General features: G+C 69.4%; 15 protein-coding genes. 7 read left to right on the forward strand and 8 right to left on the reverse strand.

The genetic code is table 11. The features are described from left to right. Nucleotides 1–80 precede the first annotated feature (80 nt). The 5 genes from CP970_RS05910 (at nucleotide 81) to CP970_RS05930 (ending at nucleotide 3,567) form a co-directional block, all read left to right on the forward strand. Entirely contained in the window at nucleotides 81–578 is a 498-nt protein-coding gene (locus CP970_RS05910) for a DUF6302 family protein (protein WP_055545672.1), read from the forward strand. Nucleotides 579–846: 268 nt separating this feature from the next. Then, entirely contained in the window at nucleotides 847–1,440 is a 594-nt protein-coding gene (locus tag CP970_RS05915; protein ID WP_055545670.1) for a hypothetical protein, read from the forward strand. 95 nt (nucleotides 1,441–1,535) lie between these two features. After that, entirely contained in the window at nucleotides 1,536–1,994 is a 459-nt protein-coding gene (locus CP970_RS44035) for a LuxR C-terminal-related transcriptional regulator (protein WP_055545668.1), read from the forward strand. A gap of 278 nt (nucleotides 1,995–2,272) precedes the next feature. Next, nucleotides 2,273–2,473, forward strand: a complete 201-nt coding sequence (locus tag CP970_RS05925) for a DUF5999 family protein (protein ID WP_055545666.1) — start codon at nucleotides 2,273–2,275, stop codon at nucleotides 2,471–2,473. Next, nucleotides 2,470–3,567: a hypothetical protein gene (locus tag CP970_RS05930; protein WP_055545664.1), complete on the forward strand. Its 1,098-nt coding sequence runs from the start codon at nucleotides 2,470–2,472 to the stop codon at nucleotides 3,565–3,567. Before CP970_RS05925 ends, CP970_RS05930 begins: the two co-directional genes overlap by 4 nt. Nucleotides 3,568–3,873: 306 nt before the next feature. On the opposite strand, the gene CP970_RS05935 is transcribed toward CP970_RS05930, so the two are convergent. The 4 genes from CP970_RS05935 to tgmA form a co-directional block, all read right to left on the reverse strand. Continuing rightward, entirely contained in the window at nucleotides 3,874–4,176 is a 303-nt protein-coding gene (locus CP970_RS05935) for a DUF6087 family protein (protein ID WP_055545662.1), read from the reverse strand. Between the two features lie 73 nt (nucleotides 4,177–4,249). After that, nucleotides 4,250–5,419, reverse strand: a complete 1,170-nt coding sequence (tgmC, locus tag CP970_RS05940; RefSeq protein WP_055545660.1) for an ATP-grasp peptide maturase system methyltransferase — start codon at nucleotides 5,417–5,419, stop codon at nucleotides 4,250–4,252. Continuing rightward, nucleotides 5,416–6,375, reverse strand: a complete 960-nt coding sequence (gene tgmB / locus CP970_RS05945; protein WP_055545657.1) for an ATP-grasp ribosomal peptide maturase — start codon at nucleotides 6,373–6,375, stop codon at nucleotides 5,416–5,418. The genes tgmC and tgmB overlap by 4 nt, the downstream gene beginning before the upstream one ends. Before the next feature lie 3 nt (nucleotides 6,376–6,378). Next, entirely contained in the window at nucleotides 6,379–6,633 is a 255-nt protein-coding gene (gene tgmA, locus CP970_RS05950; RefSeq protein WP_055545654.1) for a putative ATP-grasp-modified RiPP, read from the reverse strand. A 218-nt stretch (nucleotides 6,634–6,851) separates the two neighbouring features. Between tgmA and CP970_RS05955 the strand changes: the two genes are divergently transcribed. Both CP970_RS05955 and CP970_RS05960 read left to right on the forward strand, forming a co-directional pair. Continuing rightward, nucleotides 6,852–7,850: an XRE family transcriptional regulator gene (locus CP970_RS05955; RefSeq protein ID WP_224058271.1), complete on the forward strand. Its 999-nt coding sequence runs from the start codon at nucleotides 6,852–6,854 to the stop codon at nucleotides 7,848–7,850. A gap of 20 nt (nucleotides 7,851–7,870) precedes the next feature. After that, entirely contained in the window at nucleotides 7,871–8,452 is a 582-nt protein-coding gene (locus CP970_RS05960; protein ID WP_055545650.1) for an HD domain-containing protein, read from the forward strand. Nucleotides 8,453–8,520: 68 nt separating this feature from the next. Here the strand turns inward: CP970_RS05960 and mobF are convergent, their stop codons facing one another. From mobF to CP970_RS05975, 4 genes are all read right to left on the reverse strand, one after another. Continuing rightward, a complete protein-coding gene (gene mobF / locus CP970_RS05965) occupies nucleotides 8,521–12,966 on the reverse strand; it encodes a MobF family relaxase (protein WP_224058273.1) in 4,446 nt (1,481 codons plus the stop codon). 631 nt (nucleotides 12,967–13,597) lie between these two features. After that, nucleotides 13,598–13,774 carry a hypothetical protein gene (locus tag CP970_RS44040; protein ID WP_169801214.1) on the reverse strand — a complete coding sequence of 59 codons (177 nt, stop codon included), beginning with the start codon at nucleotides 13,772–13,774 and terminating at the stop codon, nucleotides 13,598–13,600. A 3-nt stretch (nucleotides 13,775–13,777) separates the two neighbouring features. Next, nucleotides 13,778–14,431: a hypothetical protein gene (locus CP970_RS05970; RefSeq protein ID WP_224058275.1), complete on the reverse strand. Its 654-nt coding sequence runs from the start codon at nucleotides 14,429–14,431 to the stop codon at nucleotides 13,778–13,780. 44 nt (nucleotides 14,432–14,475) lie between these two features. Further along, nucleotides 14,476–14,754 carry a DUF6211 family protein gene (locus tag CP970_RS05975; RefSeq protein ID WP_055545648.1) on the reverse strand — a complete coding sequence of 93 codons (279 nt, stop codon included), beginning with the start codon at nucleotides 14,752–14,754 and terminating at the stop codon, nucleotides 14,476–14,478. Nucleotides 14,755–14,927: the final 173 nt, after the last annotated feature.

Below are 14,927 nucleotides of genomic sequence, written 5' to 3' on the forward strand. Positions count from 1 at the left end.
CTCCTCAGGCGTGCCTGTCGCCTCGGCTACATGGTCCACGACCTGCTGGCAGAACCGATCACGGCCTTACGGAACGGCGAATGATGCATGACCTCGGGACCAAAGATCACCCGCCTGCGAACGCTGTCGTGATGGCTCCGCGGGAGGCGTACGACTTCGACTACTACGCGCAGCGGATCGCGGACCCGGAACTGCTGGTGAAGAGCGTGGCGGTGCGCATGGTTCGCATGCCGCTGCTTGCGGTCCCGGTCGGTGGGACACGCCGTGGGGGGTACTTCCCGGTGCCATGTTTCTGCCTGGGGCTGGCGGTGCGTGACGTGCTCCAAGGCCAGCCGGGCTTTTGGGACTTGCGGTTGGGTTCGGCGTTGTACCCGGAGGGCGAAGCCGTCGAGTGGGGTGAGCGCCCGCCGGAGTTCCCTCCGTGCCCTGACGCCGATGCGGATTCCGCCTTGGGGCGCTTCTACGGCTACAGCGACGCTGCCATCCAGCAGTACACCGCGGCCCGGCGCGCTCGGGCGCTAATCACTCCCGCCTCCTGCTCAGTGTTCTCGTTCTCGCCCGAGCAGCCCCCTGTCTGAGCACGTCCGAGAGGAAGCACGGATGTCTGTGTACAAGATCCCCAGGGCTGGCCTTGTTGCGGCCGACCGCGACGTCGGCTCGGAGCGTCCCTGGGGGCTGAGCCAGCGGCTGCGCACCGTTGTGCGACGGCGAGCTCGGCGGCCGTCTCTACGTCCCACTCCCCGGCTTGAGGCCGGTGGCCCCGCACCGGTTAGCCCCCAGGGCAGGAGTCGCGTCGGAGGCGCGACGCGGAGGCTGATCCCCTACATCACGGCCCGCGAGGGCGAGGTGGACGAGTCCCTCGTCGACTTACGCGCTTCCTTCACCAGTGCCGGGGGAAGCCGCCTCAGCTACGCGGACGAGCGGCCCGAGGACCGTGACGTCCAGGGCGCTTTGTGGGCGCGGGTCTCCCAGTCCCTCGACGAGCACGGGGTGCCGACTGGCGCGCCGCTCTGGCGGATGGTCAACCCGATCCGGCAGCGCGAGACGATGCTGCGGCTGCGGTGCCAGTTCTGCCGCGAGCCCGCCAGGACCCAGGACGGGATCCTGTTCGTCCTGAGCGCCGAGGAGTGCGTACCCGAGGCCACCACCACGGTCCGCACCGCCCAGCCGCCGTTCTGCCTCAAGCACGCACGCATGGCCCCTCGGCGGTGTTCCCACCTCGCCGAGCACGGACACGTCGCGCTGCTGGCGCAGAGCGCGCCCCTGTATGGCGTCATCGGCACGCCACACCGATATGCCGCCGCCGATCGCAGCATCCACGTCCTGGCGAGCGACGGCGTCCCGGTGCCCTACGGGGGCGCCGCCCTGGACTGGATGATCGCCGCCCAACTGGTGCGCACACTGCGGGCGTTCAAGGTCATCAACCTGGACGACCTGTAGCGGCGCACGCCCCAGACGGCCGCTCGGTGAGCCGGAGGTACACACCCGGCGCATCGAGCGGCACACCACCCCCAACACCAAGAGAGAGGACAGAGGTGACCGCCAACACCACGATCTCGTTCACCACCCGCGAGAGAGAGGTCGTCCAAGGACTCGCCGAGGGCAGGTACGTCTACGAGATCGCGCATCTCCTTCGCCTCAAGGAGAACACGGTCAAGCACTACATCACCGTCGCCTCGCGGACGCTGGGCGTGAGGGGGCGGACGGTTGTCGTCGACCGCGCCTACGAGCTGGGACTCATTCGGCAGCCTGACCGCGAGCAGGGCACGCTCGACCTGATGCCCCGGCATCTGGAGGTGCTGCCTCTGCTCGCGCAGAGCCTGACCAGGGTCCAAATCGGCCTGTTGACAGGCCGATCGAAGGAGCAGGTCACCAGGGACATCAACGGCCTGATGGCGGAATTGGGGGCTCGGACCCGGCCCCACGTGGTGACCCTAGCCCGGATGTACGGCCTGCCGACGGCGGCGCACGCCCCAAGCGCCGCCCGCACCTAGCTTCCCCCGACTGGGCTTCCTCCAGGCCTAGTGGATCGCCATGCCCCCCGCTGGCGGACCCGAGGCCACGTCGAGTGGAGGAAGCGGCGCTCCCGCACCGCGGCCCCGCGGGAGCGCCCCGGCCGCCGTCGTTCCGTGGGGGGAACGCGGCGGCCGGCCACCCGCCCCCTCTCCACCAGCGTGCTGGATCTCCCTCCAACCGCTGGTGGGGAGGGCACCCCACACCCCTTCTGCGCAATCACCGGAAAACCCCCAATACCCCAGATAGGCCACTAGCGATGTGCCATCACATGCCGCCGTGCCCGACGGCGGACGCCTCCGACCGGGAAGCCGCGCTCCTCATAGCGAGCCACCCGGAACAGGGCTGGAGCCTGCTCTGCAACGGCATCCTGCTCTTCGAGGACACCGGCGAGATCTTGCCCAACGGCGCGATCATCGCCCCCCACCGGCCCCCCGCCGACGCGAGCGTGGCCGCGTGACGAACCCGCTCGCCCCCAGCAGGCCGCCCGTCCTGCTGCACGGCGCGGCAGCACGCCGGGCCCTGCGTCACGCCATCGCACTGCTGCTGCTCGCGTCCATCGTCCCTGTGGCCAACGCGGCAATCTCGCTCGGCTATCTGTACGGGGTGCCCTGGCCTCCGCGCACAGGTCACTACCTCGGCGTGATGCGTGTCTGCGTGGCCATCGTCGTGTTCTTCTGGCTGCCCTGGGTGGTGATAGGCCGCACCACCCTGGACCGGGTCACCCCGCGACGGCGCCTGGCCCAGCGCGGCGCGGCAGTCGCCTGCGGCTCAGCGGCCATCTTCGCGGCCGATCCCTCGGTGGCTTTCACCCCCCTGGCGATGATCATTTTCTGGGGCACGTTCGCGTGGCTCACGCTGGAGGTGTGCCGGTCCCACGGCATCGTCCTGGAACGCCCCCGCGGTGAGACGGATCCGCGGCGCAGGCGGGCACACACATGGGAGCTCTCGCAGCGCGCCTTCAACTTCTGCGTGGCAGGCGGGTTTCTGGCCTTCCTGAGCGCGCAGGCCCTGCTCTTCCTGGACGTGGATGTGCTGCCCGTCATGGACGATCAGCTCGCCGCACTCGGCATCGAGGGCGACCTCGGCCGCACTCTCGCCGCGGTGACATCGACCGTGGTCCTGGAGGACGTCGTCATCGTGGCGGCCGTCGCAGCCCTGATGACGGCCGCGCGACGGCCCGTCTGGCAGATCTACACCACGATCTGCGTGGTCGAAGTCGCGGTTCACGCCTACTTCGGGCTTCCCGCCCTCGCCATGGCCATCTTCGCCGCAGGCCGTCTCCAGATCTTCCTGCACTACGGCCGCGTCGTACCGCTGATGATCGCCCACGGCATCTTCGACCTGGCGGGCACCCTCCTCAAGCCGGTCCCGCTCCCCTACCGCATCGCGGCGGGTTGTGTGCTCGCTATCGCGCTCCCGATGATCGAGAAGCGTGCGACAGGGGCGGCTGATGCAGAGGAGCAGGCCGATCCGGACCCAGCGGCCCACCCGGACGAGCCGCCTGCCCGGGACCGCGCCAACGCGGTCAGTTCTCCTGCGAAGGACTCGTGATCGTGATGACGATGCATCTCGTTCGCAAGATTGTCGCCTTTGAGACGGTGGCGTTGGAGGGCTGATGCCTGACGTCTAGGCGACCGCCTGGCAGCCCGGATGCGCCGGGCCGAACTGCCGGGCGGTTAACCACCTCGGCGCGGGGCTGTCGCCTCGTCCCTGACGCGCGACCGGCCCGACGGAGGAAGGACAGCAGTTCGGTGACACCTCCCCGAATCGCTGGGTACCGGAAGACGCCGGAAGCCCGTCGCTACGGATGGCGGCGGGCTTCTGGTTTAGAAACTAGGCATGACGAGCACCGTGGGGTCACTCCTCTGGCCGGGGTTTGCGGTGCCGCCCTCGTCCCGCCTGGAGCGGCTGAGGCTGGGGTGCCGACACAGTCGGATGCTCCTCGTCACGCGGGTGCAAGAGCCGCTGGGCCTCAGCGAGGTTCGCCGCGAACCCGTGCGGCTCCCAGGCGTACCCGTTCCACCGCTGGATGGCACGCGGCGCGTCGGGGTTGAGATGTGAGCCCTTCGGGCCGTCGCCGGACACCAGCGGGACGGCTCGAAGGCGTCCGATCTTCGCGTCCCGGCGATCCACCCAGTCCGACAGCGGCTCGTCGTCCATCGTGCTTCCCTCTGCTCCGGCAGCTCCTGACCCGGCAGAGTAGTGCGCTGCGCCGGTGATCGCGTTCGGTCGGTCAGATGAGGTCGTGCTGCCAGCGGAGCGCGGGGTGGCCATCGATCCAGTAGGTGTGGGCCTTCTTCGTGACGCGGAGCCGTACCTCGGTGATGTCGGGGCGGTCCGCGTCCTGCCAGGCGGTGAGGGCCTGCTCGATCGTGTCCCACAGCGCCGTGGGGCCGCCCTGGCGGACGGTCCAGGTGCCGTCGTTCTCCGTGAAGGAGGCGAAGGACTCGCGGTCCGGGTCGAAGAGGTGCAGCAGCCGGTTTCCCTCCAGCGATGTGGCGCGGGTGAAGCGCGCCCCCGGGGCAGCGAGCTGGGCCAGGAACGCTGGCATCCAGTCCTCCAGCAGCAGCGGGGACACCTTGGTTTCGTGCTCGCTGTCGGCGTAGGCGGTGCGGGCCGACAGGTCGCCGCCGATGGGTACTTCCGCCTGGGACCGGGCCTGCATGAAGGAGCTGCGGCCGATGATCTGGCCCTCGGCGGTGCCGTCGTCGGCGACGGTGACCTTCGCCAGGCCGGTGCCGTAGTGCCAGGAACCGCCGACCGTGGTGAGGACGATGCCGCCCGGCTTGGTCTGCCTGATCCAGGTGTAGGGGATGCGGCGTACGGCGCAGGTGGCGATGACCCGGTCGTACGGCGCGCGGCGGGGGTGGCCGAGGAGTCCATCTCCGGTGAGGGTCCAGGTGGAGTATCCGGCGGTCTCCAAGGCAGCGTCGGCGCGGGCCGAGACGTCCGGGTCCACCTCGATGGTGGTGACGTTGTCCTCGCCGAGGCGGAAGCACATCAGGGCGGAGGAGTAGCCGGTTCCCGTGCCGATCTCCAGGACCTGGTGGCCGTCCTCCACTTCCAGCTTCTCCAGCATGTCCACGACGGTGACCGGCGTGGTGGAGGAGGAGGTCGGGGAGCCGGTCACGGGGCCGCTGGCCTGGTCGGCGGTGAGGTGTCCATCAAGCTGGGTGGTTAGGGACTCGTCGCGGTACGCGATCTTTACCCACTGGGCCGGGTCGGTGCCGACCGCGGTCACCGGCTGCCACCGGCCCCCCTCCGCGGGCAGGAACACTCCGGGGTTCAGGAACAGCTCGCGGGGAACGGCCTCCACCGCCGCCCGCCAGCGAGGGCTGGAGAGGATGCCCGCCTTCGTCAGGCGGTCGGCGAGGGCGCGCCGCTCATAGGCGGTGTCGGTCATGGCGCAACTCCTTGCGTCAGCAGGTCAGCGAATGCGGCGGACATCGGGAGGTCGGTGGATTCTTCCAGCCACCCCCACTGTCCGTTCGGGTTCAGCTCCAGCCACCAGAGATCACCGGCCTTGTCCACGGCGAGGTCGAAGCTCCCCGACACCAGCCCGAAGTGCTCCAGGTAGGCGAGGAGCGCCTTCTCCACCCGGCCGGGCAGATCCACCACGCGGTAGGACAGGGCCGAGTAGTCCTTGCGCCAGTCCAGCATCTCGGACTCGATCCGTACGGCGAACACCTCGCGGCCGACGACCAGCACGCGCAGATCTGCTGCCTTGTCGACCACGGCCTGGAACAGGTGCGGCACTACGGCGACGCTCTCGTTGATCTCGGTCGCGGTGACCGGGTCGGCCCACCCGGTAACGGGAACGCCGTCGCGCTGGTAGGGCGTCCACCGGAGCGTCTTGAAGATCACCTGATCGTGGCTGCCGACGAAGGCCCGCGCCTCGTGCGGGTCGTTGGTGACGAGCGTCGGCGGCACGGTCAGCCCAAGGCGCTGGGCGATGGCGAGCTGGGCGGGCTTGTAGTCGGCGGCGGCGTTGTGCAGTGGGTGGTTGACCCACAGCGGCCCGTCGAGGGCGTACAGGGTGCCGCCGAGCCCGTAGCGGGTCTGGGCCGCCGCGAACCGCGCGTCGTCCGGGCCGAGGTGGCCGAAGGCGGGCCACACCGGGCGGCGCCAGTACACCGACCGGACCTGGGCCAGGTCCACGGTCCGCGACGGGGTGCGGAGTTGCCCGGCCACGGGGGCCGGGCAGCTTCCGAACTGAGCGGAGACCGTCAGGGCCGCCCCGATGTCGGCGGGGTTGAACCTGGTCACCGGCACGCCTCGCCGGTTCAGCTCGTTGATCACCATGTCGGCGGTGAGGTCATCCGCCTCGGTGGCCACGAGCACCGGCCTCTCGTCGGTCATCGGTCAGTCCTGCTCGTCGTCCTGGTCGCTCCCCTGATCGGGCGCGGAGTCCGAGTTCGTGGTCGTGCTCGTCTCGGTGCCCTTACTGGTGCCGTGCTTGCCCATCTCGATCACCGTGCCGACGTGGTCGGTGAAGACGCCGAGCTGGGAGTCGGGGTCGAGCGTGACCGTGGTGTGCGGGCGGTGCGTGACGGTCGGGTACGGGGCGAGCCGATCGGCTCCCCAGGGACGCACGCGGGGCTCAACTGCGGTGGACATCCTGGCCTCCTTGATGGCGATGGCTGCTGCCGAATCAGAAGCTACGGTCACCGTGGATGCAGTAGGACTGACTGTGGGTACGGGTTAGACGGACCGAGGGCACAGGGGGCGGCATGGCCGCGAAGGAAGTGACCCGCGGACGCGCGACCGCGGGCACGATCGCCGGGTTCGTCCTGCGCGTCGCCCGGGAGAGTACGAGCATCCGCACACAGGTCGGCATGGCCGAAGCGATCGGCGTCGATCTCGCCACCTGGCAGGGCTGGGAGACCGGACGACGACCGCTCGCCAACGTGAAGGCCGGGGCCCTCCTCAACATCCGGCGCCGGTTACTCGCGCTCGGCGCGGACCCCCATGTCCTTCACCTTCTCGACCCGGCGATGGACGCGGACCGCGTCATCACCTCCACGATCCATCCGGAGATCAACGACCTTCACCCTCTCGCGAGTTGGGTGCACACCCGCGATACGGCCCACATGATCGCCTGGGCGCTGAACGGGACCGCTCCACGCGCTCTCGTTCGCAGCGCGACGACGGGACGTCGCGGCCCCGTCGCCAAGGCCCCGCTCTTACCCACGTCCGACCGCGACGTGTTCTTCGCGCACCTCCGGGAGACCGCCGAATCCGCGTTGCGCGCCGGAGACGGCGGTTTGCTGCTGCACCGCCAGACCCTCTACCTCTGCTCCTACGACCGAGGCTCCGAGGCGACGTCGTGGATGGTGCACGCGCTACACGGCCGCCGCGACCTGATTTCCGCACGCGGCTGGACCCCGCACTGGGCCACCGCAAGGTCAACCGCCGCCGCGCTGGTACGGCTCGGTGACCGTCAACCGCTGCTCGACTTCATCGAGCGAGGCTTGGCGGACGACGACTCCGCAGAGATCGCGAACCTCAACTACTGGGCCTACTGGCTCGGTTCGATCCGCGAGCCGCAGCCAGACGATGGCTTCATGCGGCGCGGCCCAACCAACTGGGAGCCCGTACGGCTCCTTCGGGGCCTCGCCGCCGGTCTTCAGCAGGCTCCGGCGTACATGGACCTCTACGTCCACTCACTCTGGGCCCTCCTCACTACCAACCGGTGGCTACCCCTGGCAGATCCCGTCCTCGCTGACAAGCTCGCCGCGCACACCGCCCGACTCCTCGATCACGACGGGATCTCCCCGCGAGCCAGGCGGGAACTCAGTTCGGTGCATTACGTTCTACGCGAGAACCGCACATGACACATCGGAGGACGCATCTCATGGCGGACACAGAGCAGGAGCAGGCAAAGGGCACCACGGGCTTCCTGCTGGAGATGGGGATGCTCAAGCGTGCCAAGCGGTCGGGCTGGTGGATCGCCGGGGTCAAGGACCCCGAGACCATCGCCGAGCACAGCTTCAGGGTCGCGCTCATCGGCTCCGTGCTCGCCATGATGGAGGGCGCCGACCCGGCGAAGACCGCCCTCCTCGGCCTGTGGCACGACACCCAGGAGACCCGCGTCAGCGACATCCCCCACATCGGCCGCCGCTACCTCGAAGCCGCCAGCAACGAGAAGGTCACCGCCGACCAAGTATCGGCCGCACACCCGGCGGTGAAGGCCGGGGCCCAACGGATCGTGGAGGAGTACGAGAACGGCGACTCCCTCGAAGTCATCTGCGCGCACGACGCCGACAAACTCGAATGCCTCCTCCAAGCTGTCGAGTACCGCGAACAGGGCTGCTCGAACGTCCAGCCCTGGATCGACAGCAGCGTCGCCAAGCTCAAGACCACCTCCGCGCAGTCCCTCGCCGACGCCGCGCTCACCATGACCTCGATCGAGTGGCAGCAGACGTATCTCCGCTGAAGGGAGATTGGCCCGGTGCACCGTTCCTCCCCAGGGCGAGCAGCGGGCTCGACCTCATCACGACGTCGCTACACGGGCGGTGCGTCGTGAGCGCTGTCCGGCGGTGCGGCCTGTGTGTGGCCCATCGCGGTTCGGTTGGCGTACGAGGAGTCGGGTTTCGGAGATGAGGGCGCCGCGGCCTCTTCGGCGTCGACGTGCTGACGCCCGTGCTCAGCTCGCAGACTCGCCTCCTTCTGGAGGCCGGACATGCGGTGGTCTGCGCCGTGAGCAGTGCTGCGAGCCTTGATGGCCTCGGCCCGGAGCTGCTTGGCTGCCTCGTTGTCCTTGGCCTTGGCCCGCCGAAGCAGCGCGGCCTTCTCCTGCTGCGGCATGTCCGCTTCCCTCAGCACTGCTTCGTACTCGTTGACGGGTCCGGCCTGCCGGGTAACGTCCTGGAGCCGCGTGTCCATCTGCTCCAGCTCCTGGACGGTCTCCTCACGGGTACGAAGGAGTGCTTCCCGGTCTGCCTCGACCGCAGCACGCTCGTCACCACGGAGTGCCGCCCGGCCGAAACGGCCCGTCGCGGCCAGCTGCTGTTCAAGACCTCCGATACGGGCTTCTGTGCCGTTCAGTCGAGCGGTGCGTTCCGCGATCGTGCCGTCCAGCAACAGGACTTCGCGGATGGCCACGGCCCGTTCGGCAACGTCCTGATGACGGCGTTGGAGCGCGAGCGACTTGGGGCCTGCTCCGGCAGCAGCCTCCTGTTCGGCACGATCGGCGGCGCCTTCCGCCTTGTCCGCCGCCGCCGTCGTGGCGCGGGCGGCGATGGCAGCCTTGCGCACGGCGTCACGCAGTGCCGAGTTACCGAGGTGAGCGTATGGACGGTCAGCCGTCGGCGCGGGTTCCGAACGTGTGGCCGACTCCGTGGTCGGCTCGGCGTTCGCCAGTATGGGGCGGTCCTCGTGGTCCGGAGTCTCCTCGGGAGTGTCGGCGTCGTGGTGCTCGTCGGCGCCGGGGGCTCGCGGGATCGGGAGGTCCGCTACGGCCTGACGGACGTGGGCGGGGACCGCGTTCTTGGGGAGTTCGGTGAGGATCATGCGTTCCTCGGTGCCGTTCTCGATCTCGCGGATGAGGCCCGAGACGGCGCGGTCAAGCTGCTCCTGGTCGGTGAGTGCGTCGCCGTGGCGGGCGCGGTCGGCGTCGGTCTCGTAGACGGAGAGCGGCAGGAAGAGGTGGGACTCGGCCTTGTCCCTCGACATCATGGTGTAGAGGGCGTTCGCCTGAGCGCCGGGTCCGTAGACCAGGGCCTCTTGGACGGTGAGGCCCTGCGACTTGTGGCCGGTGATCGCGTATCCGAGGCTGAGTCCGCCCTGTGCGATGTAGTCGGCGTCGATCCATTCGGCAACGTCGCGGTGGCCGTCCTCGGTCTTCTCTCGCCACTCGACCAGCACCCGGCGTTCCTCGTCCACGGCTCGCACGATTCCGCGGTAGCCGTTCAGGACGTCTTCGCTCGCGCCTCGGCTCTTCTTGCCTCGGTAGTCGTTGACCCGTAGGAGGACCTGGTCGCCGACGGACAGGGTCAGCTCGCCGCCACCGGGCAGCGCGTATGCGTGCTCGGGGCCGGTGAGGTCGCCGTTCTCCTTCCGCAGTGCGCGGGCGCCGGTGTTCAGCTCTTCCACGATCTCGTTGGTGGCGGCGAGCATGAGGAGCTGCTGCACGGCGGTGTGGTCGTCGGTGTGCGCGGCCCGCTTGTCGGCCCAGACGGTGAGCATCGCGGCGAGGGTGGCGTCCTTGTCCGCGAGAGCGTGCACGCGCCCGGTCCCGGCGAAGATGCGGAGCGATTCCACGCGGTTGTCGTCGCGCCAGAGCTCCAGTGCCCGGCGCTCGACCATGTCCTTCTGGCGGAAATTCTGGCTGAGGGTGAGTCCGCCGACGATGTGGTGCACGGCAGCGAAGGAACCGCCGATGCCGGGCGAGTGGAGCTGCTTGGGGTCACCGATACCGACGATCTTCGTGTCGGTTTCCGCGGCGTGGGTGAGGAGTTCGGCGATGTCGCGGTCATCGCACATCGCGGCCTCGTCCACGACCAACACGTCCACGCCGGTGAGGCCGGAGCCTCCGTTGCGGATGCCGGTCAACCAGGACGCGAGGGTGCGGGACTCGATGCCCGCCTCGGCCTTCAGGTTCGCGGCGGCGACGGCGGCCGTGCTCGCGCCGGCGATGACGAGACCGTGCGCCTCCCACGCCTGCCGCGCGGTGTCCATGATCGTGGTCTTGCCCGCTCCGGCGATGCCCACGACGGCGTCGATTCCGTGCCCGGCCGTGAGCAGCCGTTCGAGGACGGCACGCTGTTCGTCGGAGAACGTGAAGCTGCCACCGTGCTGGGCCTCGACGGTGGACAGCGTCATGTCGACCGTGTCGCTGCTGACGACGGCGGCCTGAGTCCCGAGCCGGTTCGTGGCTTCGGAGACGATCAGCGCTTCGGCCGCCACGACATCCGCCGTGGTGTACCGCTCGGCGTGCGCGAAGTGCTGGGCGCCCTTCGGGCTGAGCTGGACCGCGTACCCGGCTTGCCGCAGTACGGAGTTGGTGAGCTGTTCGGCCTCGGCGGCGTCCGCGACGCCGTACGGGAGGGCGTCCAGCACGGCGGCGATGGCGGCGGCGTGGGTGAACTCCTTGGAGTGGCTGGTCAAACCGGTCTTCGGGTCGAAGACCTGGGCGCACAGCTCGTCCAGGGTGGGGTTCTGGTCTGCTCGGTCCTGTTCCATCGCGCTGGCTGCGATGGCGTCGGGGTCGTCTCCGGCCGCCCGGCCCTCGGCCTGCCAGTAGGCGCGGAGAACATCGTCCCCGACCCCGGCGGCCTCGCCGTTCTTCGCGGCCTTGGACGCGGTGGAGGCGGCGGTACGCTCGCGGGTCGTGGCGCTGTCGTAGTCGATGCCGAGTTTCGTCAGCAGGTCCCGGACCTGGCTGTCGCGCTTGCTGAACAGCCGGATCGTGGCCTCGGGAATCGCTGCGATCTCCCAGGCTCCGGTCCGCTCCTCACGACGGAAGCTGATGCCGAACGTGTCGGTCAGCTCGCGGCGGATGCGGGCGTTCATGAGGGACTGGGTCGCGCGGGTGTGCCGGTGGAGATCGCGGCCCCCACTGGCCATCGTGGACCACTTGCCGTCGGCGCCCTTGACCATGTTGGCGAGGGTGAAGTGCAGGTGGAAGTGGGGGTCCCCGTACGGGGCTCCGTCGACGGGGCGGGCGGCGCGGTGGACCATCATCCAGCCGGAGAACCCGCTCGTCTTCACGATCTCCGCTTCTTCGCCGTCGCCGTGGTGGCCGCGCATGGCGTACGCGGTCCACCGCTCCAGGGCGCCGATGGACTCGCGGCCGGCGGTCGTGTAGATGCCCTCGACCTGGGCGGCGATCTCCTCGGGCGCGTACGCGAGGAACGCGGACTTCGACTTCGCCAGGTCCAAGGTGACGTCGGCACCGCGGTTGCCGACCTGCACGCGACCTTCGAGGAGGGCGGCCTTGATCTCCTCGGCGTCCCACACGTCCTCGGGCGTGAGCCCTGCCGCCTTGGCCATCGCGACGGCTTCGCGGACATCCATCGGCAGGTCCCGGAGACGACGGCCACCTTCGCCTTCGGTCTGGGCGTATCGGCGCTTCATGGACGCCGCGTCGAACAGGTCGGCGGGCTGCTGTCCGGTCTCGGCGGCGCGGGCCTCGACCGCGCGCAGGAGGGCACGGGCGTCCAGGTGACCGCCCGCCTCGGCGGCGACGGCCTTCTCCACCGTGTCCTCGCCGTAGAGGTCGACGGCGTTGATGCCGACGGCATCGGCGAGCTTCAGCACCGTCGAGACGGGGACGCGGTGCGTCTCGCCGAATCGCTTGAGCTGGCTCTCCATCCGGCGGAATGCGTCCTGCTTGCGCTTGGAATCGAGCAGGGAGGTCGGGTTCACGCTGCGTTCGGCGGCGGCGCGACGGATGGCGCGGGCCAGTGGGGCGGCGGGGAGTTTGGCGGCCGAGGCGATGGCCAGCTTGGGTTCCACGCGGGTCTGCCCGGTCCGGGGGTCTTCCCCGAGCATGAGGCGCCGGGCGGCCGCGAACTGCTCGGGGACGAGGGTGCTGCCGGGCGTGATGTCGAACTCGGTGAGCCCGCCGCCGATCCAGACCAGGGGCCTTTCGCTGGCGTCCAGGTGGTAGTCCACCTGTCCGTCGGAGGCTCTCGGGGGAAGGGCCTGTTCGCCGTAGAGGTCGCGGGCGTCGAGCCCGGCTGCGGCGGCGACTTCAACGGCGTCGAACCCGGTGAACCGCGCAGCGCCCTTGCTGCGGAGGAGTCCGCGGGCACGGAAGAAGGCGCGCTTGGCCTCGCGGTTGGCGAGCAGGGAGGCGACGGGGGCACCGGCGGCTTCGGCCTTCGCCTCGATGGCGGCAATGAGGGGCGCGGCGTCGACCGCGACGGACTTCCCGCATCCGTGGCCGCCGGTAAGGCGGTACTCAACCTGCCCGTCGGAGGGGCCGATCATGGTCACCCATCCCATCGGCCCGCTCAACCCCCGCTCTCATTCGGTCAGTTTCAGTCGTCTTGGCTGATTGTATCGTCACGAAGTGACGATACCTTGGTCCTCTCAAATCAAGATCATGATCACCGGGGGAACCTCGGACACTCGGACCGGCTTGGTCACTCCTGCGGATCAGGCTCCTGAAGCCTGATGTCCTGTTGGACTGTTACCTCTGTGCGAGGTGCGTGGGCTCAGGTGCCGTACGTGGCTGAGGCGGTGTGACGATCCGATGTCGGTGCGGTACCTGCGCGGGGCCGGGTCGTTGGTCGGCGTATGGAGCACACCCCGTATCCGGCGGCTTCCCGCCGGTTCGCCGAGTTGTCGGGCCCGTACTGGATGTCCTCGGACTCCCCGGCGTACGGGGACGACACCGAGGGCCGGTTCGGACCGGGACGTCAGACTCCGCCCTCGTACCCGGGCGATCCGCCGGAGGGCGGAGCGGGCTCTCGCTCAGTGGGGGCTCGTAGCCGCTGATCCGTCGCCTGCTGTCGGGTCGTGTGGTCGTGGTTGGGCCCTGCTCGATCCGCAGCGCCTAGTGACATGACGAAGGTCCCCGCTCCGGAACGGAGCGGGGACCTTCGTCATGCTGGCCGTGTGGTTCGGCCGACGGCTACGTGTTCAGAGGCCACTCACCGAACGGCACCGGCGCCTGACCGTGGGCCTCGCGTACGGCTTCGTCCGTACCGCACGTGGTGCAGATGAAGACCTCGCGGTCAGCGGTCAGCCGGGAGCGTGCGGGTCGTTCACCGAGCGGGCCGCCGCAGCGCGGACAGCGGGTGTCGGTCACGGGTTACTCCTCGGGGTGTTCGCGGGCGGTCTTGAGGATCAGGTTCCAGACCGTACGGGAGTACTCCTTCTCCATCTGAGCTTGAAGTCCCGCGATCAGGTCGGCGTTCTTGGCCCCCGGGTTGGCGTTGAGGGCCTGCCGGGCGAGCGTGAGCCGTTCGTCTCCCTGGTAGGGGTAGGCCAGTCCGCGGCGGCCCTTGGGTCGCCCGCCGGCATGGCCGCGGCCCTTCCGGTCGGCGAGGTACTGCCACAGCCTCCAGCGCTTCCACTTCGGGCGCCGCCGGGTGGGGAGTTCGTCCCAGTCGTCGGGCTCGGGCCATCCTTCCGGCGGGTTCTTGACGTAGTGGGAGACGGTGGTGGAGTTGGCGAACCCGCAGACCTTCGCGGCTTCGGCGGGGCCGACCATCTCTTCGGGGTCGCCGTCGAGCTTGGGCGGGTTCGTGGTGTTCGCGGCGGCTCGCTTGCGCTGGAGCTCGTGGTGCCACTTCGCCCAGGCGTCGGCGTCCCAGTGCATGACGCCGTCGATCATCTCTGCGATGGGCGGGTGGTCGTTGTTCTCGCGGTCGGTCCAGAGGTTCTGAAGGGTGGGCTCGCTGATGCCGTGGGCCTTGCGGAGGTCCGCGCGTGAGTAGAGCGTGCGGCCGGTCTTGCGGGGCACGGTCGTCTCCTGTTCTTGGTCGGGCTCGTGACCGCTTGGCTCGGTCACTGGATGTCGTCCGGGTCCGGGGCGGGCGCCCACGTACGGCTGCCCGCTGGTTCGAGCCGGGTGAGGGTTGCTATGTCGGCCAGGGGGACGGCGGCGGCCCAGTCGGCGCGGCCGGGGTGGTCGGCGGGCAGGTTGAGCACGAGGTGTCGGCCGGTCGGGGGGAAGTCCTCGACGATGACGAAGCAGTCGGTGGGATCGGCGTCGATGCTGTTACCCGTCGTGAGCTGGGCAATGTCCCCGGGCTGGGGACAGTCGGCATGTCGGTCGCATAGCATGGTGGGGTTCTTTCTGGTGAGAGAACACTGACGGCCAGCGCCTTGTTGCCCTTGTGCGCTGGCCGTCGTCTGTTGTCTGAGGGTGCGTGGCGCCCGCGGGACGCACGGTCGGTCGGAGGTTGCCCGCTCCGCTGACGGCGGGGTAATTAAACCACCTTTGGGTTGAGCGGGGT

Origin of the sequence: Streptomyces kanamyceticus (assembly GCF_008704495.1) — a bacterium.
Classification (GTDB): domain Bacteria; phylum Actinomycetota; class Actinomycetes; order Streptomycetales; family Streptomycetaceae; genus Streptomyces; species Streptomyces kanamyceticus.

What these genes read in the sequence shown, in the direction of transcription:
- CP970_RS05910 (WP_055545672.1), top strand. Translation starts at nt 81, where the DNA reads ATGATGCATGACCTCGGGACCAAAGATCACCCGCCTGCGAACGCTGTC.
- CP970_RS05925 (WP_055545666.1), top strand. Translation starts at nt 2,273, where the DNA reads ATGTGCCATCACATGCCGCCGTGCCCGACGGCGGACGCCTCCGACCGG.
- CP970_RS05935 (WP_055545662.1), bottom strand. Translation starts at nt 4,176, where the DNA reads ATGGACGACGAGCCGCTGTCGGACTGGGTGGATCGCCGGGACGCGAAG.
- tgmC (WP_055545660.1), bottom strand. Translation starts at nt 5,419, where the DNA reads ATGACCGACACCGCCTATGAGCGGCGCGCCCTCGCCGACCGCCTGACG.
- tgmB (WP_055545657.1), bottom strand. Translation starts at nt 6,375, where the DNA reads ATGACCGACGAGAGGCCGGTGCTCGTGGCCACCGAGGCGGATGACCTC.
- tgmA (WP_055545654.1), bottom strand. Translation starts at nt 6,633, where the DNA reads ATGTCCACCGCAGTTGAGCCCCGCGTGCGTCCCTGGGGAGCCGATCGG.
- CP970_RS05955 (WP_224058271.1), top strand. Translation starts at nt 6,852, where the DNA reads ATGGCCGAAGCGATCGGCGTCGATCTCGCCACCTGGCAGGGCTGGGAG.
- CP970_RS05960 (WP_055545650.1), top strand. Translation starts at nt 7,871, where the DNA reads ATGGCGGACACAGAGCAGGAGCAGGCAAAGGGCACCACGGGCTTCCTG.
- mobF (WP_224058273.1), bottom strand. Translation starts at nt 12,966, where the DNA reads ATGGGATGGGTGACCATGATCGGCCCCTCCGACGGGCAGGTTGAGTAC.
- CP970_RS05975 (WP_055545648.1), bottom strand. Translation starts at nt 14,754, where the DNA reads ATGCTATGCGACCGACATGCCGACTGTCCCCAGCCCGGGGACATTGCC.